Origin of the sequence: Stutzerimonas stutzeri (assembly GCF_024448985.1) — a bacterium.
In the GTDB taxonomy this organism is placed as follows: Bacteria; Pseudomonadota; Gammaproteobacteria; order Pseudomonadales; family Pseudomonadaceae; genus Stutzerimonas; species Stutzerimonas stutzeri_AP.
Genome location: NZ_JAMOII010000021.1, coordinates 40,937 through 62,853, shown reverse-complemented (window position 1 = coordinate 62,853; position 21,917 = coordinate 40,937). Strand labels below are relative to the sequence as shown.

17 protein-coding genes and 2 pseudogenes are annotated in these 21,917 nt (G+C 58.0%); 6 read left to right on the top strand and 13 right to left on the bottom strand.

The features are described 5' to 3' along the window. Positions 1 to 334: 334 nt before the first annotated feature. The 5 genes from NA647_RS17360 to NA647_RS19670 all read right to left on the bottom strand — a co-directional run bounded on the left by NA647_RS17360 (position 335) and on the right by NA647_RS19670 (position 5,068). On the bottom strand, positions 335 to 1,150 hold the full coding sequence (locus NA647_RS17360; protein WP_256058801.1) for a c-type cytochrome: 816 nt from the start codon (positions 1,148 to 1,150) through the stop codon (positions 335 to 337). A 9-nt stretch (positions 1,151 to 1,159) separates the two neighbouring features. Next, positions 1,160 to 2,158, bottom strand: coding sequence for a copper resistance protein B (locus NA647_RS17355; protein ID WP_256058800.1), 999 nt, complete (start codon positions 2,156 to 2,158; stop codon positions 1,160 to 1,162). Continuing rightward, positions 2,148 to 2,438 carry a hypothetical protein gene (locus NA647_RS17350; protein WP_177429599.1) on the bottom strand — a complete coding sequence of 97 codons (291 nt, stop codon included), beginning with the start codon at positions 2,436 to 2,438 and terminating at the stop codon, positions 2,148 to 2,150. Before NA647_RS17350 ends, NA647_RS17355 begins: the two co-directional genes overlap by 11 nt. 24 nt (positions 2,439 to 2,462) lie before the next feature. Further along, positions 2,463 to 4,316, bottom strand: coding sequence for a copper resistance system multicopper oxidase (locus NA647_RS17345; protein WP_200598892.1), 1,854 nt, complete (start codon positions 4,314 to 4,316; stop codon positions 2,463 to 2,465). A gap of 542 nt (positions 4,317 to 4,858) precedes the next feature. Next, a complete protein-coding gene (locus tag NA647_RS19670) occupies positions 4,859 to 5,068 on the bottom strand; it encodes a co-regulatory protein PtrA N-terminal domain-containing protein (protein ID WP_046164453.1) in 210 nt (69 codons plus the stop codon). Between the two features lie 412 nt (positions 5,069 to 5,480). Here NA647_RS19670 and NA647_RS17340 point away from each other — a divergent pair, with 412 nt between their 5' ends. After that, positions 5,481 to 6,161 (top strand): heavy metal response regulator transcription factor, encoded by a 681-nt coding sequence (locus NA647_RS17340; RefSeq protein WP_256058799.1) that lies wholly within the window; start codon positions 5,481 to 5,483, stop codon positions 6,159 to 6,161. Between the two features lie 65 nt (positions 6,162 to 6,226). Here NA647_RS17340 and NA647_RS17335 read toward each other — a convergent pair. Beyond that, positions 6,227 to 6,763 (bottom strand): annotated as a pseudogene (locus NA647_RS17335) (three-Cys-motif partner protein TcmP); the annotation flags it as partial. Positions 6,764 to 6,966: 203 nt separating this feature from the next. On the opposite strand from NA647_RS17335, the gene istA reads away from it, so the two are divergent. Both istA and istB read left to right on the top strand, forming a co-directional pair. Further along, the gene (gene istA / locus NA647_RS17330; protein ID WP_256058798.1) at positions 6,967 to 8,481 is read left to right on the top strand and encodes an IS21-like element ISPpu7 family transposase; all 1,515 of its coding nucleotides are present in this window, start codon (positions 6,967 to 6,969) and stop codon (positions 8,479 to 8,481) included. A 17-nt stretch (positions 8,482 to 8,498) separates the two neighbouring features. Beyond that, positions 8,499 to 9,254 (top strand): IS21-like element helper ATPase IstB, encoded by a 756-nt coding sequence (istB, locus tag NA647_RS17325; protein WP_256058797.1) that lies wholly within the window; start codon positions 8,499 to 8,501, stop codon positions 9,252 to 9,254. A gap of 96 nt (positions 9,255 to 9,350) precedes the next feature. Here istB and NA647_RS17320 read toward each other — a convergent pair. The 5 genes and pseudogenes from NA647_RS17320 to NA647_RS17300 all read right to left on the bottom strand — a co-directional run. Continuing rightward, positions 9,351 to 9,680, bottom strand: a pseudogene (locus tag NA647_RS17320) (transposase); the annotation flags it as partial. Between the two features lie 387 nt (positions 9,681 to 10,067). After that, complete coding sequence (locus tag NA647_RS17315; RefSeq protein ID WP_256058796.1) at positions 10,068 to 10,466, bottom strand: hypothetical protein; 399 nt, start codon at positions 10,464 to 10,466, stop codon at positions 10,068 to 10,070. Positions 10,467 to 10,468: 2 nt separating this feature from the next. Further along, on the bottom strand, positions 10,469 to 12,706 hold the full coding sequence (locus tag NA647_RS17310) for a hypothetical protein (RefSeq protein ID WP_256058795.1): 2,238 nt from the start codon (positions 12,704 to 12,706) through the stop codon (positions 10,469 to 10,471). After that, positions 12,703 to 14,289: a tyrosine-type recombinase/integrase gene (locus tag NA647_RS17305; protein WP_256058794.1), complete on the bottom strand. Its 1,587-nt coding sequence runs from the start codon at positions 14,287 to 14,289 to the stop codon at positions 12,703 to 12,705. The genes NA647_RS17310 and NA647_RS17305 overlap by 4 nt, the downstream gene beginning before the upstream one ends. Next, positions 14,286 to 15,551 carry a site-specific integrase gene (locus NA647_RS17300; RefSeq protein ID WP_222910700.1) on the bottom strand — a complete coding sequence of 422 codons (1,266 nt, stop codon included), beginning with the start codon at positions 15,549 to 15,551 and terminating at the stop codon, positions 14,286 to 14,288. Before NA647_RS17300 ends, NA647_RS17305 begins: the two co-directional genes overlap by 4 nt. A 148-nt stretch (positions 15,552 to 15,699) precedes the next feature. Here NA647_RS17300 and ettA point away from each other — a divergent pair, with 148 nt between their 5' ends. Beyond that, positions 15,700 to 17,394 (top strand): energy-dependent translational throttle protein EttA, encoded by a 1,695-nt coding sequence (gene ettA / locus NA647_RS17295; protein WP_256058793.1) that lies wholly within the window; start codon positions 15,700 to 15,702, stop codon positions 17,392 to 17,394. A 95-nt stretch (positions 17,395 to 17,489) separates the two neighbouring features. On the opposite strand, the gene NA647_RS17290 is transcribed toward ettA, so the two are convergent. After that, the gene (locus NA647_RS17290) at positions 17,490 to 18,047 is read right to left on the bottom strand and encodes a gluconokinase (protein ID WP_256058792.1); all 558 of its coding nucleotides are present in this window, start codon (positions 18,045 to 18,047) and stop codon (positions 17,490 to 17,492) included. Between the two features lie 231 nt (positions 18,048 to 18,278). Here NA647_RS17290 and gdhA point away from each other — a divergent pair, with 231 nt between their 5' ends. Continuing rightward, complete coding sequence (gdhA, locus tag NA647_RS17285) at positions 18,279 to 19,616, top strand: NADP-specific glutamate dehydrogenase (protein ID WP_256058791.1); 1,338 nt, start codon at positions 18,279 to 18,281, stop codon at positions 19,614 to 19,616. Between the two features lie 220 nt (positions 19,617 to 19,836). Here gdhA and NA647_RS17280 read toward each other — a convergent pair whose 3' ends face one another. Beyond that, positions 19,837 to 20,613, bottom strand: coding sequence for a ferredoxin--NADP reductase (locus NA647_RS17280; RefSeq protein ID WP_256058790.1), 777 nt, complete (start codon positions 20,611 to 20,613; stop codon positions 19,837 to 19,839). An 86-nt stretch (positions 20,614 to 20,699) separates the two neighbouring features. Between NA647_RS17280 and NA647_RS17275 the strand changes: the two genes are divergently transcribed. Continuing rightward, positions 20,700 to 21,827 (top strand): methyltransferase, encoded by a 1,128-nt coding sequence (locus NA647_RS17275; protein ID WP_256058789.1) that lies wholly within the window; start codon positions 20,700 to 20,702, stop codon positions 21,825 to 21,827. Positions 21,828 to 21,917 lie beyond the last annotated feature (90 nt).

The window sequence follows — 21,917 nt, the reverse complement described above, 5'->3', positions numbered from 1 at the left end:
CCGTCCAACCGCACCGGGGATCTATGCGGGCGCGGTTGGGGGGCGACAAGCCAATAGATTGCCTGGCCGGCTTCGCTAGCCTGTTCTAGATGATGAGTGGGGTATGGCAAGCTCCCTGTCGCCACGACTGGGAGCCCTTACTGGGGAACCGCCGGAGCGAAAGCCGCTTAACTACGTGAGTTACTAGCCCTGCGGCCTAGCGTCTTGGGAATCAATCGCAGAGCCCTCCGGTACCGTTGCGTCGACTAGGATGGCCTAGGGCCGCCCCCTCTGCTTGTGCTGAGGCGCCTTTCTAAGAGCCTGGTCAGAACCGCGTAGGCACACATACCGGATGTTAGTGCTCGTGTTGCTTCCCGTCTGCGTGCACATGGTTTTCTGAAGGGGATTTGCCTTCGGCATCGGCATCGGCACTGTCACTGCCATTGCTGTGCTCTACCGCCTGGGGCTCGTCGGAAGCGTGATGGTCATCGCTTTCGCTATCACCATGATGCCCGGAGCCTGATTGGCCGGTTGCTCCACCCGAGCTGCTAGAGCCATGGTGATCCGAGCTGCTACTGTTGTCCTGATGATGATCGTCCGTGGTCATCTCACCATGTTGATCACCGTGCCCAGCTGGGGTCTCCCCACCACCATGCTGATGACCACCGCTAGACGCAACGAGCGCTCGATACGCTCCTTCATCTAGCTCAGGAAGCTTCTGCAGGAAAGCCACCATCCCCCATATGTACGGGTCAGCCATGCTTTTACCCCACGCAGGCATACCAGTGGCCTTGATGCCATGCTTGATGACCCAAAATGTTTTTGCTGGGTCATCGTATGGCCCCGCTTCAGCCAGGCTGGGTGGAGCGGGATAAAGGCCATTGCTTAGCTCGGTCTCAGCCATGCCTGGCGCCAAATGACAACCCACACACATCGAGTCGTAGTTCCCCGCCCCGGCGCGGATTTGGTCTTCATCGTCGAGAGATGGCACGGCTATGTCTTCGGAGCGAGCCTCAATCGAGCGATTGCGAGCAGTTTCCAGGAATGCGTGCACGACTCCCGTATGAGGATCATCCGCGGCAACGCTAATCAGTCCTGAGAAAACAACTCCGGCCACTACCAACAGGCCTAGAGCACAGAAGGCAGCGAAGCTAATAATTATTCTTTTCATCGAGGGTCCTTAAAACCAAAGCCTGATGCCAGCAACGAACCGCGCCTCATCTAGGTCTTCGCCGTCATCTCTCGCCATATCAGCGGTATTACCGTATGCCCGGCTCCACGTGACGCCGATGTACGGTGCGAACTCACGAACGATTTCGTATCGGAGGCGGAGCCCCACCTCTGTATTTGCGAGACCAGCGCCCACTCCGCGTGCAGGATCGTCCTTGCCATAGAAATTGAGCTCGGCAGTCGGTTGGAGGATGAGCCGGTTAGTGAGGAGAATGTCGTACTCGCCTTCAAAACGTGCTGCTGTCTGCCCACCTTCACCGACGAAGGCGGTGGCTTCCGCCTCAAACCCATACAGAGCCATCCCCTGGACGCCTAAAGCCGCCCACGTCTGCGGCGACTCTGGCTTAAAGTCCTGGCGAACACCTGCTACCACATCCCACCAGGGGCTGATGGCACGCCCGTAGAGCGCCTGAATTTCCGCGTCTTCAGTAACGCCATTCGTTCGCTCACCTTCCGAGCGAAACCAGAATCGATTGATATCGCCACCAACCCAGGCAGTAGCTTCCCAACTGAGGGTGCTACCTTCATTTGCGTTCTGGTACTCAAGTTGATCTAGCAGAAGAAACCAGGCCAGATACTTGTCATGGACCGTATGACCTTGAAGACCAGGGAAAGCCGCTTCTCTATCCGCATCGGTCAATACTGGAATGAACGAGGGATGAACCATGCCGGGCATTTCGAGCGTATCGTCATGCTTCATTTGGCCATGGTTCATCTTGCTATGGTCCATCGCACCATGACCCATTGCGGAGTGGTCCATTTGCCCACCGGAGCCATGATTCTTAGCTGCGGGCTTGGCTGAAGATGCAGGGGCTTGAGCTGCCTCAGTGGGAGGGGTTTGATGCATCGAGTGATCCATCATCTCGGCAGCGTTGGCTGTCCCTCCAGCCGCTGCGCTCAACGAAACTCCGAGCGCAATCAGAGCAAAGCGACAAGATCTAATGGTCATGGTGTGAATCCACCTTAGCACCAGTAGCCTTCGGGTCATGACCCATTTTGCCGTGGTCCATATCACCATGGTCCATCGAGCCATGATCCATGTCGCCGTGGTTCATTTCGGAATCAGAAGTTTCTGGTGCCTGAGATGCCGGCTTGTTGACCGGGTTTTGCGACGAAGCCGATGATTGCTTGTGTTGATCATGTTTTTGATCTGCAAACGCAGCTGACATATTCATTATGCCCAGCAAACTGAATATAAACGCGCTGCCGATAAGAGTCTTACGCTTCATAAAATTTCCCATATAAAGTTCCTCTTACTCATCCACTCGGACTTCACGAAACATGCCCATTTCCATGTGAAGCAGTAGGTGACAGTGATAAGCCCAACGCCCGAGTGCATCAGCTGTCACGCGGTAGCTGCGCTTTGAACCTGGAGGCATGTCGATCGTGTGCTTGCGAACCATGAAGTTTCCGTTCTCATCTTCAAGATCGCTCCACATACCATGCAGATGAATCGGATGGGTCATCATGGTGTCGTTAACCAACGTGATGCGTACTCGCTCGCCATATTTGAGCCGCAGGGGCTCCGAATCAGAGAACTCTATGCCGTCAAATGACCAGGAGAACTTCTCCATGTGGCCGGTGAGATGGAGTTCGATCGTCCGACTTGGCTCGCGGCCGTCCGGATCCGGGAAAGTGCTGCTCAAGTCGCCATAGGTCAGGACTCGGCGGCCGTTGTCTCGTAAGCCAATACCGGGATCGTTTAGCCTATGAGTCGGGCTCATGGTCTGCATATCCACCAGTGGGTTATTGGACTCTGAGGGCGGGTGCGATTGCATACCTCCGCTCATACCCGCCATCCCAGAGTGGTCCATCCCTGACATCCCAGCCATTTTGCTGTGATCCATTCCGGACATTGCGCCCATGCCGCCCATTCCCTGCATGTCACCGTGGTTCATACCGGACATGTTGCTATGGTCCATCGCACCCATGTCGCCCTGCATGCCGCCGCCATGGTCCATGCCCGCCATACCGCCCATACTGCCGTGATCCATCCCCATATCGTCCATGGTGATTAGCGGTCGAGGATCGGTTTCTGGAACAGGAGCGCTCAGCCCTTCGGCAACCGCTAGCGTGCCACGGGCGTACCCTGTGCGGTCCATCGATTGGGCGAAGATCGTGTAAGCCTGCTCGGTTGCAGGCTCGACAATCACATCGTAGGTCTCTGCCACGGCAATGCGGAATTCGTCGACGCTAACGGGGTTGACGTATTGGCCGTCGGCTGCGACTACAGTCATCTTCAGCCCTGGAATGCGGACATCGAAATAGCTCATGGCCGAGCCGTTGATGAACCGCAGACGAAGCTTCTCGCCGGGCTTAAAGATACCGGTCCAGTTCCCGTCGGGTGCTTGGCCGTTCATTAAGTAGGTATAGGTGTAGCCACTTACGTCGGCGAGGTCGGTGGGGCTCATCTTCATCTGAGCCCACATCTTCCGATTTGCAATCGTTGCGGCCCACCCGTCTTCGCTCACATCGTTAATGAAGTCTCCGACAGTGCGCTTATGGAAGTTGTAATAATCGGACTGCTTCTTGAGCTTAGAAAGGATTCGAGCAGGATCCTCATCGGACCAATCAGTCAACATCACCACATAGTCGCGGTCATAGCTGAACGGTTCGGGATCCTTCGCATCGATGACCAACGGACCATAGACACCAAGCTGCTCTTGTAGGCCTGAATGACTGTGGTACCAATAGGTACCGTTCTGTTTAACCTGAAACTTGTAGACATACATGCCATCGGGAGCGATGCCGTGGAAGCTCAGTCCAGGCACGCCATCCATGTTGGCCGGCAGGATCATGCCGTGCCAGTGAATGGATGTATCTTCGCTCAGCTTATTCCTGACCCGCAGCGTGACCGTATCCCCTTCACGCCAACGAAGAAGCGGTCCTGGAATAGTGCCGTTGATGGTCATTGCCGTCCGAGCCGCGCCGGTGATGTTGACCGGCGTCTCCCCAATCAGTAGATCGAACTCCGTGCCGGTTAGTACGCTGGGCTGGCCGGGGCTACTCACTGCCCAGACCGGAGCTCTCCACAAACCAAGACCGCCAAGGAGGCCTGCGGCAGTCAAGCCTTTAACAAAGGTTCGCCTAGAGGTTTTACGTTGCATGTGTACGTTCCAATCAAGCTAAGGAGCCAAGCCGAAACCAGCCCTGAGGGTTGATGTTGCCAGCGTTAATTGATCTTAAAAGCTCGGGCACGGTGTCTTATCAAGCGACTCGCCTTTATTCGTAAATATGGCATGCCTGAGAAAGATGCGTGATTACATTTTTGTAAGCTTAAAACGCATCAAAAGCGATCAAGAAATCACCTGACCACGTCGATTTCTGTATGGAGGCTGCGCAATAGCTTTACCTTGGGACGGAACTTTTGATTTATTTGAAGGATGTGGCTGCAATGATGCTCATTGAAAGTCGAACATCAGAAATCTAATAGCGGCTGCCTTCCAATCACTATATTTCGACCACGCTTCTATTGTTTCCAATTTATGTCGCATAGTTGGCGATGCCGCTTAAAAATGTGAGCGGCTAATACGACTTCGCTAGTTCTTCCAACTGAGGCTGCAAGTGGCAACACCATGGCAGCTACAACGTTCGTAGAAGCTGCCATAGTTACCAGAGCCGCATGGTTAAATTTGCATAAGGCTTCGCATTAGCAGTTAGCGTGAGCGTGCTTCGTTGAAGCTGCCTTTGAGACTACCTCCTGAGATTGGTCCTTCTTGTCAGCCTGATAACTAGCGATCGCTAGCTGGCGAGCCTGCTCCAGACGAGCAAAGGTACGATCACCACCACCCTCTGCCATCGCATAGGTAGAGCTTGCCGCGATGGCGAGCAGTACGGAAAGAAATCTGAAAAGTTTCATCGCTTGTTACCTCGTTGAAAGACATGAACTACCCAGCACCGCTCTAAGCAGAGTCTTGGGCTAGGGCTTGTGTCTAAGCTAACCGAGCGTTCCTGTCAGATCCCTGATCTAGACATTACGGTTTCGTCAGTAATGCAGGCAAGCAGTTAGCGAAAGCGAAAGCGTGTATGCGCTTTTCGTTCTGACAATAGGCCTTGTTTCCTGCCGGCAAAAAAAAGGCGCCATCTAGGCGCCGATAGGCCAAAGGAGCATGGAAAAGGCCAAAAAGCAGAGTGTGGGAGCAACTGCTGATGTAGACGTTAGCGCTACAAGCTGTCAGACAGATGATGCGGGCATTACGTTTCTGTAAGGTACTGGCTGCAAGATCTGAGAGTCGGCACACTGTGATCTCAATGCAGGCGGAGTACTTTCAATGAAGCTTCTTGTTGCTGAAGATGAGCCGAAAACGGGCACCTACCTACAGCAGGGGCTCACTGAGGCGGGCTTCACTGTCGATCGGGTTCTGAATGGGACCGATGCTGCTCAGCATGCGCTTAATGCGGCATACGACCTGCTCATCTTAGATGTGATGATGCCTGGTTTGGATGGGTGGCAGGTTTTACAGAAAGTCCGCGCGGCCGGTAATGAGGTCCCCGTGCTTTTCCTCACCGCCAGAGATGGGGTACAGGATCGCGTAAAGGGGTTGGAGCTGGGCGCTGATGATTATCTTATCAAGCCGTTTGCATTCTCCGAATTGCTCGCCAGGATCCGTACGTTGCTTCGCCGCGGCAACCATGCTCCCAACCAAACGATACTCAAGCTCCTCGACGTTGAGATGGATCTGCTGAGACGTCGGGTTACGCGCTCGGGGAAACGCATAGACCTAACCGCCAAGGAATTCGCACTTCTTGAGCTATTGCTTAGGCGTCGCGGGGAAGTCCTGTCCAAATCGCTCATTGCCTCCCAGGTATGGGACATGAACTTCGATAGCGACACCAATGTGATCGAGGTGGCGGTACGGCGGCTGAGAGCGAAAATTGATGATGAATTCGAGCCGAAGCTCATACAAACAGCTCGTGGGATGGGCTATTTGATCGACGCGCCAGACGCCTAGAGTGTAATAGCAGCTATCTTCTCTCGATGGGCCAACTACTCTACCTGGTCTGTCCCGGGCCGAGCCTAGCCTTCTGAGTTATACTTATTCAGTGGCGGCAGGAAGAAGATGGGTCGCTGCGGGGGCGCTATCAAAATGTCAGTAGATTTGATGCTTGTGCCCTTGCGGCGCTTAGTTTTGCCATCTTTGCCGATCGCCAGCAGATCACCGGTCGCGACAGCCATACCGAGCGCCTGCTTTACACGAAGCTCGTCAGCCATGGTGTAATTGGTCAATCCACTCATCAGGCCCAGAAAAGGTTGCCGTTCAACCTCGTAGACCTGCTTAGGCAAGAGCTCTGAAAGCTCGCCACGGATGCGGTCATCCGTGGCATCGTCGAAGTGGTGCTCATCCAGCAGCAAATCGTGCTGACCTGTCACGGCGATATCCCGATTGGCGTCGTAACCAAAAAAGCTGGAAGGCGACAGCATATGGGAAAAGTTGTTGCCGTATTTCCAGTGGATCTTCTTCATCACATCATTAGCGCGGTAGTTGTTCGCCAGATGGATAAACCAATAGGCCATCGGGTTGCTGCCGGCCGGACGAATGAAGAAGACGGTCATTGCGGATTCCACGCTGACTCGGACACCCATTCCACGCGCACCCGGACAGTGATTCCACGCTGATCCGGACACTCATTCCACAAGCATCCGGACACCGACTCCACGGTCATCCGGACACTTTTCTGGCAGGCAGCCACGCAGGATTTATTCACTACCATCGATCTCTTTTTCGAAGCAGAGAGGTCGTTGTGGAGCGTTTATCCATGCGTAAAATCCGAGAGGTGTTACGCCTCAAGTTCGACTGCGGCCTGTCCGTGCGCAAGATCGCCCGCAGCCTGGGCATTGGCCACAGCAGTGCCGGTGATTACCTCTGCCGTTTTGCCGCCAGCGGCCTCACCTGGCCCTGTTCGTTGTCCGATGCCGAGTTGGAGCAGCAACTGTTCCCGCCGGCCCCGGCGGTTGCCAGTGAGAAGCGGCCTTTACCCGATTGGGCATGGGTGCATGCCGAACTGCGCCGCCCCGGCGTAACCCTGGCGCTGCTCTGGCAGGAGTACCGCCTGAGCCAGCCGCAGGGCTTTCAGTACAGCTGGTTCTGTGAGCACTACCGAGCCTGGCAGGGCAAGTTGGACGTGGTGATGCGTCAGGAGCACCGCGTCGGCGAGAAGCTGTTCGTCGACTATGCTGGCCAGACGGTGCCGGTTATCGATCGCCACAGCGGCGAGATCCGCCAGGCGCAGGTGTTCGTCGCGGTGCTTGGCGCGTCCAGCTACACCTTCGCCGAAGCCACCTGGTCGCAGCAGCTGCCGGACTGGCTGGGCTCGCATACCCGTTGCTTCGCCTTCCTCGGCGGGGTGCCGGAGATCGTGGTGCCGGACAACCTGCGCAGCGCGGTGAGCAAGGCCCATCGTTACGAGCCGGACATCAACCCGAGCTACCGCGATCTGGCCGAGCACTATGGCGTGGCGGTGGTGCCGGCGCGGGCACGCAAACCGCGCGACAAGGCCAAGGCCGAAGTCGGCGTGCAGGTGGTTGAACGCTGGATCCTCGCCGCCCTGCGCAACCGCCAGTTCTTCTCCCTGGATGAACTCAACAGCGCTATCGCCGGGTTGCTGGAGCGGCTCAACCGACGACCGTTTCGCAAGCTGCCGGGCTCGCGCCAGACGGCCTTCGAAGCTCTGGATCGTCCGGCGCTGCGCCCCCTGCCGGAGCAACCCTACGTCTACGCCGAGTGGAAGAAGGCGCGGGTGCACATCGACTACCACGTCGAGGTCGATGGGCATTACTACTCGGTGCCGTATCAACTGGTGAAGAAGCAGCTGGAGGTGCGCCTGACGGCGCGCACCGTCGAGTGTTTCCACGCCAACCAGCGGGTGGCCAGCCACCTGCGCTCAATGCACAAGGGCAGGCACAGCACGCAGGCCGAGCACATGCCCAAGAGCCATCGCGAGCATGCCGAGTGGACGCCGCAACGGCTGATCCGCTGGGCCGAGCAGACCGGGCCGAACACCGCCGGCGTGATCCGGCACATCCTCGAACGGCGCATCCATCCGCAGCAGGGCTACCGGGCCTGCCTGGGCATCCTGCGCCTGGGTAAAACCCACGGTGAGGCGCGTCTGGAGTTGGCCTGCCGTCGCGCCATCAGCCTCGGCACGTGCAGCTACAAGAGCCTCGAATCGATCCTGCGCCAGGGGCTGGAAAACCTGCCGCTAGTTCAAACCAACCTGCCGCTACTGCCGGACGACCACGCCAACCTGCGCGGATCCGCCTACTACCACTGACCCCAAGGAATCCCACCATGCTGCCCCATCCGACCCTGGACAAGCTGCAAACCCTGCGCCTGCACGGCATGCTCAAGGCGCTGAATGAACAACTGAAAACCCCGGACATCGACAGCCTGAGCTTCGAAGAACGCCTCGGCCTGCTGGTCGACCGCGAGCTGACCGAACGCGATGACAAGCGCCTGAGCAGCCGCCTGCGCCAGGCCCGGCTCAAGCACAACGCCTGCCTCGAAGACATCGACTACCGCAGCCCGCGCGGACTGGATAAGGCGCTGATCTTGCAACTGAGCAGTGGTCAGTGGCTGCGCGACGGCCTCAACCTGATCATCGGCGGCCCCACCGGTGTCGGTAAAACCTGGCTGGCCTGCGCCCTGGCCCACCAGGCCTGCCGGGAGGGCTACAGCGTGCGCTACCTGCGCCTGCCACGTTTGCTGGAAGAACTGGGTCTGGCCCATGGCGACGGCCGCTTCGCCAAGCTGATGAGCAGCTACGCCAAGACCGACCTGCTGATCCTCGACGACTGGGGCCTGGCCCCGTTCACCGGCGAGCAACGGCGCGACATGCTGGAGCTACTGGACGACCGTTACGGCCAGCGCTCGACCATCGTCACCAGCCAGATGCCGGTGGACAACTGGCACGAACTGATCGGCGATCCGACCCTGGCCGATGCCATCCTCGACCGCCTGGTGCACAACGCTTATCGGATCAATCTGGAGGGTGAATCAATGCGCAAACGGACGCAGAAATTGACGACGCCGGGCACCTCAGACTAACAATGCCACCCCTGCGTCGCTGCGCTCCGACTGCCTGTCCGAATGAACGTGGAACAGGTGTCCGGATCAGCGTGGGCTGAGTGTCCGAATGGCGTGGAATCCGCAGATGGTCTTGAAATCGGGCATCAAACGCCCGGTTAGCCACATGAGTTCGACGTTGCGCTGGGCTTCTCGCTCCAGACGTCGGCTCGATTGAATTCGGTTTAGGTAACCGTAGATGTAGATCTTCAGCAGGATCGCCGGGTGGTAGGCAGGTCTGCCGGTTTCGGCTGGAATGACGCCATCAAAACCTAGATTGGCCAAATCGAGTTCATCGACGAAAACGTCAACCACCCGAACCGGATTGGTATCGCTGACGTAGTCGTCGAGGCTTTCGGGAAGTAAGGTGCTTTGACCTCGATGTTCACCCTGGATAAACCGTTTCATGGGCGTCCCTTGCGATGAGATTCTCGGAAATCATAGCAAGGGTTTACCGGGATGTTTTTACACACTCTGGGCCGATTCCTGCCTAATCCGAAAGGCTCAAAGCGGTCAAAAGCGGTCATTGTTGGCCAGCTGCAACAGACCGCTTCATTCACAAGAAAATTATTCAGGTGTGAGCATGGAAATTAAATCGCTGGCGACGGTAGCCATGATTATGTGATCTGCGACTTTTGCTCCTCTGGTACCCGCATCCCTGATTATGGCTTGCAATACGGCCGGATCATCAATTCGTCCCCTTCCAGAACGTAGCGCGGAGCATGATCCGAGTGCTTGAATTTCAGGACGTAGCTGCCATGAGTCTTTTCCAGGTACAAGTTTCCGAACACCGGATCAGATCTTCTTTTGAAGCTGTGAAACCGGCCGCTCCAACATCGATTGCGTTAGCCCGTGCATATCCGCATTGGCTTGCCAAATCAAAAACCGGCTACGCATATCTCGAACAGCAGCTAACAGCTTCTGATTGTTCGCTGTCAGTTTCTCAATGTGCTCGTTAGCGGCCTGAATATCGCTAATCCAGCCCGGCTTCAGCTTCTGAGCCTTCAATGCCGCCTTGCAATTCTTCATCGCTAAATCCACGGCAGGTAGATTCATCAGGGACTGGCGAGCACGACTGATACCCAGTTTCTCTTTGCAGGCCTCAACGAGCAAAGGCCAAGTCAGCTTCGGCTCTGACCATTCCTCAATCAGCTTAATGATGCGTTTCTCATCCTTTGGCGTTAAATGCCCCATCGTTAACCCTCGATCTCATCAAGCAAAGCTAAGACGTCATCCAACGATGGCAACGCCTCTTGCGCCTGGTTCTCTTCAATGACTTTGACTTCGATCAACCCCGACATTGCGGCGGCGTTCTTGGTCAGCGTCCAACCGTTGTCGGCGTTCCACACAATGTCACCGTTTTCGAGTTCGGGGTTTTCCAGCGTTTGGATGAGCGCCTCGCACTTAAAGAGCTTCTCACCCAGTTTTTTGGCAGACTCTGATGCTCCAAACACACCACGAGACTGCGCATCCATGGCTTTATCTAGGCGGCGTTGAAGGTCGTCGCGTTCTTCCATGAGGTTGCCCAGCTTCACGTCATCCCCTTTGACGCAACCGAGCCGCCCGCAGTCCAAACAGGCACCCATTTTCGGACAGGGCTCGGATGCGAAGTTGTGTGCACAAACGCCGAGATGGGTTTGATGGATAATGCGGTCTTGCTCACCCTCGCGCAGTTCCCTCACCTCCGCCAGGGTCAGCGGCTGATTGGTTTTGACCTTGTCCAGACGCTGAGCAGCGGTGCTGTGCTTCGTTTTGGGGTGGTAAGCCGCAACCCTTTGAGTACGATCCTCGATGGTCTCATGGTTGTAGATAGACCCCATCGTCGTGCGTCCAGAGAAGGCGTCAATCAGGAGCTGCGACAGACCGGCCTCGTGCATCCGCGTGTTCAATTCGTGCCGAAACGCATGCGTGTTGACCTTGACGCCGGGATAGCCATAGCGCTCGAACAGGCTTTTCCTTTTCGGTTTGTTCGAACCGCCCAATTGCGCCTTCATTCGGTTAGGGTTCGCCGCGATCTCTACGCCAAACCCGTGCGTCACAGCAGTGCCACCTGCGTCTTCAGCCAGCGCTCCCGTGCGCACGGTGAACAAGGCATCACGAAACTTCACCCGCGCCTTGCCCTCCGTGTACGGCGTGGTGTAGGGAAAATCCTTTGGGAGATACTTCTCACGCAGCAGCGCATTGAGCGTGCGCAGCGTGATCACACACCGGTCGTCAAACTCAACACCCTGGACTCCTGGCTTGTCCTTCACGTATATCCGCTTCCCTCTACTGGCATCCAAACCATCACGAATCTCGGCCAAGAGGGCTCGGGCGGCGGGGCTGAGCGCCTTTTTCTTCTCCATGGGTTTTAGGAAACCATTTTGGAATGTTGTTCGCGGGTTGTGGCTCTCATGAACACTGAGTTTCAGCGCGGCACAGGCTTCGGCATAGGTAAGCGGTTCATCAGGCCCCTTGAGTGGCAGCCCTTCATGGGGCGGAAACTCATCGGGATGCTCTTCCAGCCAGGCGGCGTAAGCCCGCGCCTCATCGGTGATCGGTTTCAGTAAGGTGATGACCCGCTCGACGACCGGCTCCATCTCGGGCTTAACGACTGGCTTCAGCGTGACCTGGTTTACCTTTTCCGCGTACCAGCGCAGGAACATGCGCCGGTTGCCGTGGGTATCCTCTTTGAACACCCGACAATCCAATTCAACATCCGCCAACTCACCCACGCGACTCGGGGCGCTCAGCAACAGCGCACAGGCGGATGTCACAACGATATCCAGAGGGCGGGTCAATTCGTTAGTGAACACTTCCCCGAGCGCTTTGATCGCTTCGGGGTTGGGCAGTTTCTGTTCCCGATCCGCTTTTTGCTGCTTGAGCGTGCCACGCGACTTCATCGTCAGCGGAGAGGTCCACCGAAAATCGGCCTTGAGCAGTTTTTTGGCCCGCATCAGGGTGATGAGCGCCTCAAGTGCCTTGCTGCTAACGTATGCGTTGTTGCATTTTGCCCAGTGACGACTCAGGTGCTCGCACGCTTTATTGCAGACAGCGGCGGACACCTGCGTCACATCCCGCGTGCCGGTCAGCTCGACCAAGGCGGCTTCCAGCACCTTCAGGGCAGTCAGCCAGTCTTTAATTGCCTTTTTCTGCAAATACACCCGTCGGTACACCATGATGGCCTTGGCAAACTCCGTGAAGGGTGCCTGTATCGCCTTTGGGGCTGCGTTGGTCGATCCCAGCGCCGTGAAGCTACAGCTATGGACGCCATGCTTGTGCCAACTGCCGTCTTCCCAGCAAATACTCGAGTGCACGCGACTGGGAATGCCTTTGGGCAGGGTCTGTTTTGCCCATTCGATAAACGCCGTGAGCTGAGCCTCCGTAGCCAGTTGGCTCCTGGGCTTGAAATCAACAATGTTGTTCGTCAGTTCAGAATCAAACGCATCGGTCATTCGCCTTTCCTCCCTGATTGGCGCGTGGCCTCACAATCCAGAATCACCTTGCGGCACGCCAGAATGGCCCGATCCCAGAGCACGCCGGTCGTTTTATCCGTGGCAATGGTTTGCGCCCGCCGACGTTCCAATCGCTCAAGAACCGCGCGGTGATTGGCGTACAGAAGGGGTTGGAATTTTCCGCATGCGTAACAGGTAAAGGGCGCATCGAGATGGCAGGCGGCAGTGGCACCGCACACTGCCAGATCCTCGATTTGTCGATCCGCTCGATCCCCGTTTTTTGCTGAGGTGCGATCCGTGACGATGATCCCGGTGAACGCATTCACAACCAAGGCCAGATGGTCGCTCATCTTCGCGTCGATCAAGGCCAGCAGCTCCGGCGACACCTGGCGGTACTTTCGTACTGTCCGAGTATTGTTGTGCATCAATGCGCTGGCCATCGTCCACTCATCCAGCCCGGCATTGGACAAGTCCGTGCCGAGGGTGTGCCTGAACCGGTGCCCCCGCGTCACTTTCAGCGGCTGATGGGTGCGAGGCGAAATTGGAAAGCCCTCCATCCGCTCGATGCGATCAAGCCATGCCTGAACCGTGCCTGCTCCAACATGAAAGATTGGCTGCGGCGCCTCTTCGAGGGCTTTTTGCAGAGGGCTATCGAGTAAAACAGGGGGATTCACCCGTTCCAAAAATTCTGCTTCATCATCTATCTTCCGACGAAAGAGCGGCACATTCTCAATGGCTGCATCCCAGTAGGCGCGGTCTGGATAGGTTTGCCAGAGTTGCGCCAGAACCATGGCCTTGTAGGCCTGCACGGTGTTGTACAGGTCCTCATCCAGACTGAAGGTTTCGGACTTGGCTCGCCAACCCGCCTCGCCGTGTTTTTGCTTTGCCCAATGAAACCTGACCTTGCAGCCCTGATCGGTCTTCGTTAAATCACCAAACACCATCATGCGCACCTGAGCGCCACGCTGCCCGTAAATCATCAACAGGCGCAGATACAGGTATTGGTCGGGATCTAGCTGACCGTGACAGAACTGCTCATGTATCCATTGGTGCAGCGCGTCCTGCTCCACCTGGGTGAACGGGCCCTGTTCGGGGTCCAGGCTGAGGATCACATCGTGGCTGGATTTCTTTTTTCTGGGCAGTGCCTGGTAGGCCTCGATCAGGGATTGCGGCGGACGTTGTTCGAGGGATTCGCAGTCGCGCCAAAACGCCATGAAAGCGGCTAACTGACTGAACTCGCTGACGTTAAAGCGCTCCCGCAGAGCGATCAGGTGATCCTCGTTGAGCGGGTCAAGACCGGCCTGAGCAGCCCGCGACAACACACTGGCGACTTTAGCAACCGAGCCCGTTGCATGATCAGCCATTCGATAGGCCATGGCGGCGTGCAACCAGGGCTGCCAATCCGGCGAGACGCAGGCGAGGGCCGCTTTCCAGTTGACTGGGTGTGTGGCCGATTTATCGGGTTTCCACATGGGGTGAGTCGGTGTGAACACCTCCCCACATTTCGCCAGGCGAGGCGTGCTCAGCCATGCATCGAGGCTGTCCTTTGTGGGGGCCTGAAGTGCTTCGACGGCGATGTTCACGCTGAACCTCCTGGTGTCATGCCGGCCTTATGACGGCTGGACGTAAACCGCTCGGCCCGTTTCTGTATCGCTTTGTCTGCCTCCTCCTTCCAGAACTTTGCGCCGTAGAGGCCGGGCATGTTCGACTCGGGACTCCAGCCGAACATCCATGTCAGGGTCTTTTGAACTTGCGTGGTGCGATCCTCCGGCGTGAGCGCTGCCAGCTCCTCACGCATGCTTTCCAGCATGGTGTAGACCGCGTCATGCCTGAGAATATGCGGGTGCACATGAGCCAGTTCCGGCGCTATTTCTCGAACCCTCGACAGAACGCCATCCACTGCCTTGATGGTCAGAGGCCCGCCCTCATTTCGCTTGTGCGCCACCAGCAAAAACGGATGCTTCCTTGCTTGCGATGTGCCGCTACGGGGCTTTCTGTGGCGATATTTCGATTCGTACTCAGTGATCGCGTCATACAGGTCATCGGTCATCACCAGCATGCGCTCGTGGGTTTTGAATTGCGGGGCCATGGTTCGTGGATCGATGCTCTCATCCTCGAGGTTGACCACCGCCAGTTGACGACTGTGCCAGTGAATATCTCTGGTCTTGATCAGCAGCATCTCGGAGCGTCGCAGCCCCATGTCGAGACCCAACAGCAAAATGATGTAGTTACGCAGCCTGATGGCGTCATCTGAAAAGGGATTCTCGGCGCTATTCGGATGCATGATTTCCAGCAACCGAGTTCGCTCCTGGGCAGTAAGCCCCTTCATTTCGTCCGTTCGCGTTTTTTTCCACGCAGGGCTGGCCGCTTTGATCTTGCGGTTGATGCGCTTCTTCAGATCGTCAACCGCCTCATATCGTGTTGAGTGATCACCCAACTTGTCATAGAGGAAGGCCAGATAGTCGCGTACCGCCTCGATTCGCTGCTGCGCATGGACTTTGCCAACGGATTTGTAGGCGGTCGGATGCAAGCGCATCCCCGCATACTTCATGGCCAAGGTTTCCTTGCTGAACCCCGCGTCCGACACAAACCTTGAAAGCTCACTGTCTGTCAGGTACCGGCTGTGAGGGCGCTGTTCGAGGTGAGAAATCAGATCAATGGAGGAAAACGCCAGAAACTCCTCAAACACAGCCAGATGCTCAAGGTACTTCTTGGTTGTTTCGAGGGCTCTGCCCGAGTGCTCCATGGTGATGTATAGGTTGGGGTAGTAGACCGGGATGCAGTCTTGCACCAGCATCTTTCTTCGAGCAGCATTCACCACCTGCTCTATGACTTGCAAACCCATGTTGCTCCCTCATAAAAATTAACTTTTTCTAAGTATAGTCAGGCGCATCGGCTGGCCAGCGCAAACCTAACGTTTTATTTTCCTAATTTAAGCGCTTGCCGCTACCATTCAAAGCACTGAAGACACAGGATTAAAGGCGAATCAAACCATGTCCAAAAGTGACAAATCAGGCAAAACAGGCTCTTACGTCTACACCATGCATCGGCTGAGCAAGGTCGTTCCGCCGAAGCGCGAGATTCTCAAGAACATTTCTCTATCCTTTTTCCCTGGCGCCAAGATTGGCGTACTCGGCCTCAACGGCGCGGGTAAATCCACGCTGTTGAGAATCATGGCCGGCGTTGACAAGGAGTTTGACGGAGAGGCGCGGGCGATGCCCGACCTGAACGTGGGTTACCTGCCCCAGGAACCCGAGCTCGACCCGAGCAAAACGGTTCGCGACGTAGTTGAAGAAGCAGTCAGCAGCATCAAGGACGCGCAGGCGCGCCTCGATGAGGTCTACGCTGCCTACGCCGAACCCGATGCCGACTTCGACAAGCTGGCCGCCGAACAGGCCAAGCTCGAAGCCATTCTGCAGGCCAGCGATGGTCACAATCTCGAGCGCCAGCTGGAAGTCGCGGCCGATGCCCTGCGCCTGCCGCCGTGGGATGCAACGGTTGGACACCTGTCCGGTGGCGAAAAGCGCCGTGTCGCGCTCTGCCGTCTGCTGCTGTCGGCGCCGGACATGTTGCTGCTGGACGAACCGACCAACCACCTGGACGCCGATTCGGTAGCCTGGCTGGAACACTTCCTCCACGACTTCCCCGGTACCGTGGTGGCGATCACCCACGACCGTTACTTCCTCGACAACGTCGCTGGCTGGATTCTCGAACTAGACCGCGGCGCGGGCATTCCCTACGAGGGCAACTATTCCGGCTGGCTGGAAGCCAAGTCCAACCGCTTGGCGCAGGAATCCAAGCAGCAATCGGCCCACGAAAAGGCCATGAAGGAAGAGCTGGAGTGGGTCCGCAAGGGTGCCAAGGCTCGTCAGGCCAAGTCGAAGGCGCGCCTGCAGCGCTTCGAGGAACTGCAGTCCCAGGAATTCCAGAAGCGCAGCGAGACCAACGAAATCTACATCCCTGCCGGCCCGCGTCTGGGCGATAAGGTTATCGACTTCAAGAACGTGACCAAGGGCTACGGCGACCGCATCCTGATCGAAGACCTCTCGTTCAGCATGCCCAAGGGCGCCATCGTCGGCGTCATCGGTGGCAACGGCGCGGGCAAATCCACGCTGTTCCGCATGATCATGGGCAAGGAGCAGCCGGACTCGGGCAGCATCGAGATCGGCGATACCGTGCAGGTCGCCTGCGTGGACCAGAGCCGCGAGGACCTGGACGGCAGCAAGACGGTATGGGAAGCGGTGTCCAATGGCTCCGACATGATCCGCATCGGCAACTATGAAGTCCCCTCGCGCACCTACGTGGGGCGCTTCAACTTCAAGGGCGGCGACCAGCAGAAGTTCGTCAAGGACCTGTCCGGTGGTGAGCGTGGCCGTCTGCATCTGGCGCTGACGCTCAAGGAAGGCGCCAACGTGCTGCTGCTCGACGAACCGTCCAACGACCTCGACGTGGAAACGTTGCGTTCACTGGAAGAAGCGCTGCTGGACTTCCCCGGCGCGGCGATCGTGATTTCCCACGACCGCTGGTTCCTGGACCGGGTCGCCACGCACATACTCTCCTACGAGGACAACGGTGACATCATCTTCTTCGAGGGGAACTACACCGAGTACGAGGCCGACCGCAAGAAGCGCTTGGGCGACGCCGCCGCTCAGCCGCATCGCGTCAAATACAAGAAGTTAGCGCAGTAACACAACCGAAAACGGAGCCGAAAGGCTCCGTTTTCGTATGGCTTTCTTACCGATCAGAAGCGCCGAGCCACGATGCGGCCAAGCGAGCCATAACGCTAGCCCTGGTTGCATCCTGTCGCAGCAAGCGCCTTGACGATCTGCTCGATGAGCGCGTCCGGTGCCTGGCGGATATCCATGATCAGCGCCTCACTCTTCTCAGGCGGCTCGAGATTGGCGAGCTGATCATCCAGCAACGCAGAGGCGAAAAAATGCCCGCGACGATTGGCGATGCGTTCCTCCAGCACGTCACGAGGCCCCTGTAGAAACACCAGTCTCACATCGGCAACTTCGCCACGCAGTACGTCGCGATATCGACGTTTGAGTGCCGAGCAGGCGAAAACATGATCCTTTCCCTGACGTGCCCGTTCGGCGATGGCTTCATGCATCGCTTGCAACCATGGCTGGCGATCCTCGTCGGTGAGGGGGATTCCGGCGGCCATTTTCGCCTTGTTGGCAGGTCCGTGATACTCATCGGCATCCGAGAAACCGCACCCCAGGCGAGCGGCCAACTGCTCGCCAATGGTCGTTTTGCCGCTTCCAGATACGCCCATGATCACAACTATCACTTGCACCCCTTGGTTTTCTTCCGGCAGTTGAGAATTCGAGACCAGCAACAGACCTCCAGCGCCGCGCCAGGGCGCGCACGCCTCCTTTTTCGGTCATACGGGCACACCGAAGTTCCTTGCTTCGTGGCACGCAGTTCACAGCCGCGCCGGACCATTCACGCACCAAGATGCGACACTTCGGACCATGTGGCACCTTCACGGTGCAAAAGTTGTTTGTTAGAGTCGCCGCCCAAAAAAATTTTAATGACTGCTGCTAGCGGTCCGACGAGGGCTCTTTAAATGATCGAATCCGTTGACGCCTTTCTTGCCCGTGTTAAGCAGCGCGACCCCCATCAACCAGAGTTCCATCAGGCCGTAGAAGAGGTCGTTCGCAGCCTCTGGCCCTTCCTGGAAGCCAACCCGCGCTACATGCAGGCCGGGATTCTGGAGCGGATGGTCGAGCCCGAGCGGGCAATCATGTTCCGGGTGCCCTGGGTCGACGATCAGGGTCAGGTACGGGTCAACCGCGGTTTCCGCATTCAGATGAACAGCGCCATCGGCCCATACAAAGGCGGCTTGCGCTTCCACCCTTCGGTCAACGTCGGCGTTCTTAAATTTCTCGCGTTCGAGCAGGTCTTCAAGAATTCCCTGACCTCGCTGCCCATGGGCGGCGGCAAGGGTGGTTCGGACTTCAACCCCAAGGGCAAGAGCGACAACGAAGTCATGCGCTTCTGTCAGTCGTTCATGAGCGAGTTGTACCGCCACATCGGCGCCGATCTGGACGTGCCGGCCGGTGACATCGGTGTCGGCGGCCGCGAAATCGGCTTCATGTTCGGCCAGTACAAGCGCCTGTCCAACCAGTTCACCTCGGTCCTCACTGGCAAGGGCCTGGCCTACGGCGGCAGCCTGATTCGCCCGGAAGCCACCGGCTACGGCTGCGTCTACTTTGCCGAAGAGATGCTCAAGAGCGTACGCAGCAGCTTCGAAGGCAAGCGCGTCTCGATTTCCGGCTCCGGCAACGTCGCGCAATACGCCGCGCAGAAAGTCATGGAGATGGGCGGCAAGGTCATATCCCTTTCCGACTCGGGCGGTACCCTGCACTTTGTCGACGGCATGACCGAAGAGCAGTGGGCCTACCTCATGGATCTGAAAAACGTGCGTCGCGGTCGCCTGGAAGAAATGGGCGCCCACTTCGGGGTGTCCTATCTGGCCGACCAGCGCCCATGGGGCCTGCCGTGCGACATCGCCCTGCCGTGCGCCACCCAGAACGAACTGGACGGCGAAGATGCCCGCACGCTGCTGAAGAACGGCTGTATTTGCGTGGCCGAAGGCGCCAACATGCCTTCTACCCTGGAAGCGGTCGACCTGTTCATTGAAGCAGGCATCCTCTACGCACCGGGCAAGGCATCGAATGCCGGCGGCGTGGCCTGTAGCGGCCTGGAGATGAGCCAGAACGCTATGCGCCTGCACTGGACCGCCGGCGAGGTGGACACCAAGCTGCACGGCATCATGCAGTCCATCCATCACGCCTGCGTCGCCTACGGCGAAGAAAACGGCCGCATCAACTACGTCAAAGGCGCCAACATCGCCGGCTTCGTCAAAGTCGCCGACGCCATGCTGGCTCAAGGTGTCGTTTAACGGCAGCTTGAAGCTGGACGCCTGAAGCTGAAAGCAAAAGCCCCCGCCGGATAGTCCGGTGCGGGCTTTTCGTTTAAGAGGTTGAGGCTAAGCCCGTAGGGTGGGCTTTAGCCCCCCGCAGCAAGGGCCGGACTGAAAAAACATCGGTGGGCTGAAGCCCACCCTACTTATTGGCGACCATCCCGCGTTACCTACGTCGCTTTTTCTTCCAGCTAGCCCCTTACCAATAATTCTCCACCGCCACCTGCCCCGGCCTGCGGGTCAGAGCCAGGTTGAGGTCGCGTGTCTTGAGGATGGCGCGGGTGTCTTCGATCATCTGCGGGTTGCCGCAAAGCATGATGCGCGAATGCTCGGGGTCAAGCTTCAGATCGGCGGCGCGTTCCAGTTCGCCGTTTTCGATCAGCGTGGTGATGCGCCCGTTCAGCGCACCCGGCACTTGCTCGCGTGTAACGACCGGCAAATAGGTCAGCTTGCTGCCCAGCCCTTCCAGGTATTCGCGCTCCGGCAATTCGTGGATCAGTTGCTGATAGGCCAGCTCCGACTCGGTGCGCGCGCTGTAGACCAGCACGATGCGCTCGAAGCGTTCCCACACTTCAAGGCCCTGCAGGATCGAGAGGAATGGCGCCAGCCCCGTGCCGGTGGCCAGCAACCAGAGATCGCGCCCGTCGGGGAAACGGTCCAGGGTTAGGAAGCCGAACGCCTGCTTGTCGATCAGTAGCTCGTCGCCCACCTTAAGCCGGCTCAGCTCGCTGGTGAACTCGCCGTCCGGCACCACGATGGAAAAGAAGTCGAGAAATTCGTCGTGCGGTGCCGACACCATTGAATAAGCCCGCCAGACGATGCTGCCACTGGGCTTGCGCACCCCCAGCCGGGCGAACTGCCCGGCGGTGAATCTGAAGCCCGGATCGCGTGTAGTACGCAGGGTGAACAGGTTGGGCGTCAGCGTCTGCACCCTGAGCAGGCGCTGGCGGGTGAACTTCTCTTCGCTGACGGTCATACTTCGCTCCCTTCGCGGACATCTGCGGATTCGAGGGTGAAGCCCTTGATACACCTTTCCGACGCCGACAAACACCGCCAGTTCTTATGCCTATTCTCGAATCCCCCTATGCGCGCCTCGATCTGATCCGCCAGCCCGAACAACCGAACGAACCGCTACAGGCCTTCGACGCGGCCGATGAATATCTGCTGAGGCAGTTACACGAGCAGGGCCTACCGGCCGGCAGTCGGATTCTGATTCTCAACGACGGTTTCGGCGCCCTGGCCGCCTCGCTGGCGTGCCATGCACAGGTGACCAGCAGCGGCGATTCCCATCTAGCGCACCTGGGGTTGCAGAAGAACCTGGCACGCAACGGCCTGCCGAGCGACAGCATCGTCTTCGTGCCCGCCAGCCAGATCGCCAGCGGCCCGTTCGATTTCGTGCTGATCCGCGTGCCGAAAACCCTGGCATTGCTGGAAGAACAGCTGATCCGCCTGCACGGCCAGCTGGCACCCGGCGCCCAGGTGATCGCCGCAGCGATGATCAAGCATCTGCCGCGCGCGGCGGGCGACCTGCTGGAAAAATACATCGGTCCGGTGCAGGCCTCGCTGGCAGTGAAGAAGGCCCGTTTGCTGACGGCAACGCCCGCTGAAAAACCGATGCCGACGTCGCCCTACCCCACGCGCTACCGCCTCGATCAGCCCGCCATCGGACTGCTCAACCACGCCAACCTGTTCTGTCGTGAAGACCTGGACATCGGCACGCGCGCCTTTCTGCCACACCTGCCCAAGGCACTCGGCGACTTGCGCGTGGCCGATCTGGGCTGCGGTAACGGCGTGCTCGGCATCGTCTATGCACTGGGTAACCCGCAGGCACGGCTGACGCTGGTGGACGAAAGCTACATGGCGGTGCAATCGGCCCGCGAGAACTGGCAAGCGATCCTTGGCGAACGCCCGGCAGAGATCCGCGCCGGCGACGGCCTGGCCGAACAACCGGCGGACTCGCTGGACCTGGTGCTGTGCAATCCGCCCTTCCACCAGCAGCAAGTGGTCGGCGACTTCCTTGCCTGGCGCATGTTCACTCAGGCCAAATCCGCACTGAGCAAGGGCGGCGAGCTGTGGATCGTCGGCAACCGCCACCTGGGCTATCACCTGAAGCTCAAACGGCTGTTCGGCAAGGTCGAGCAGGTGGCGGCGACGCCCAAGTTCGTCATCCTACGGGCGATCAAGGCGTGAGCAAGGCACCGGCTCGCCTGAACACCCAGGATGGACCGGCGGCGCTCCGCTTCAGACACCAAGATGGCCGCCAGTATCACTCTATGGTGG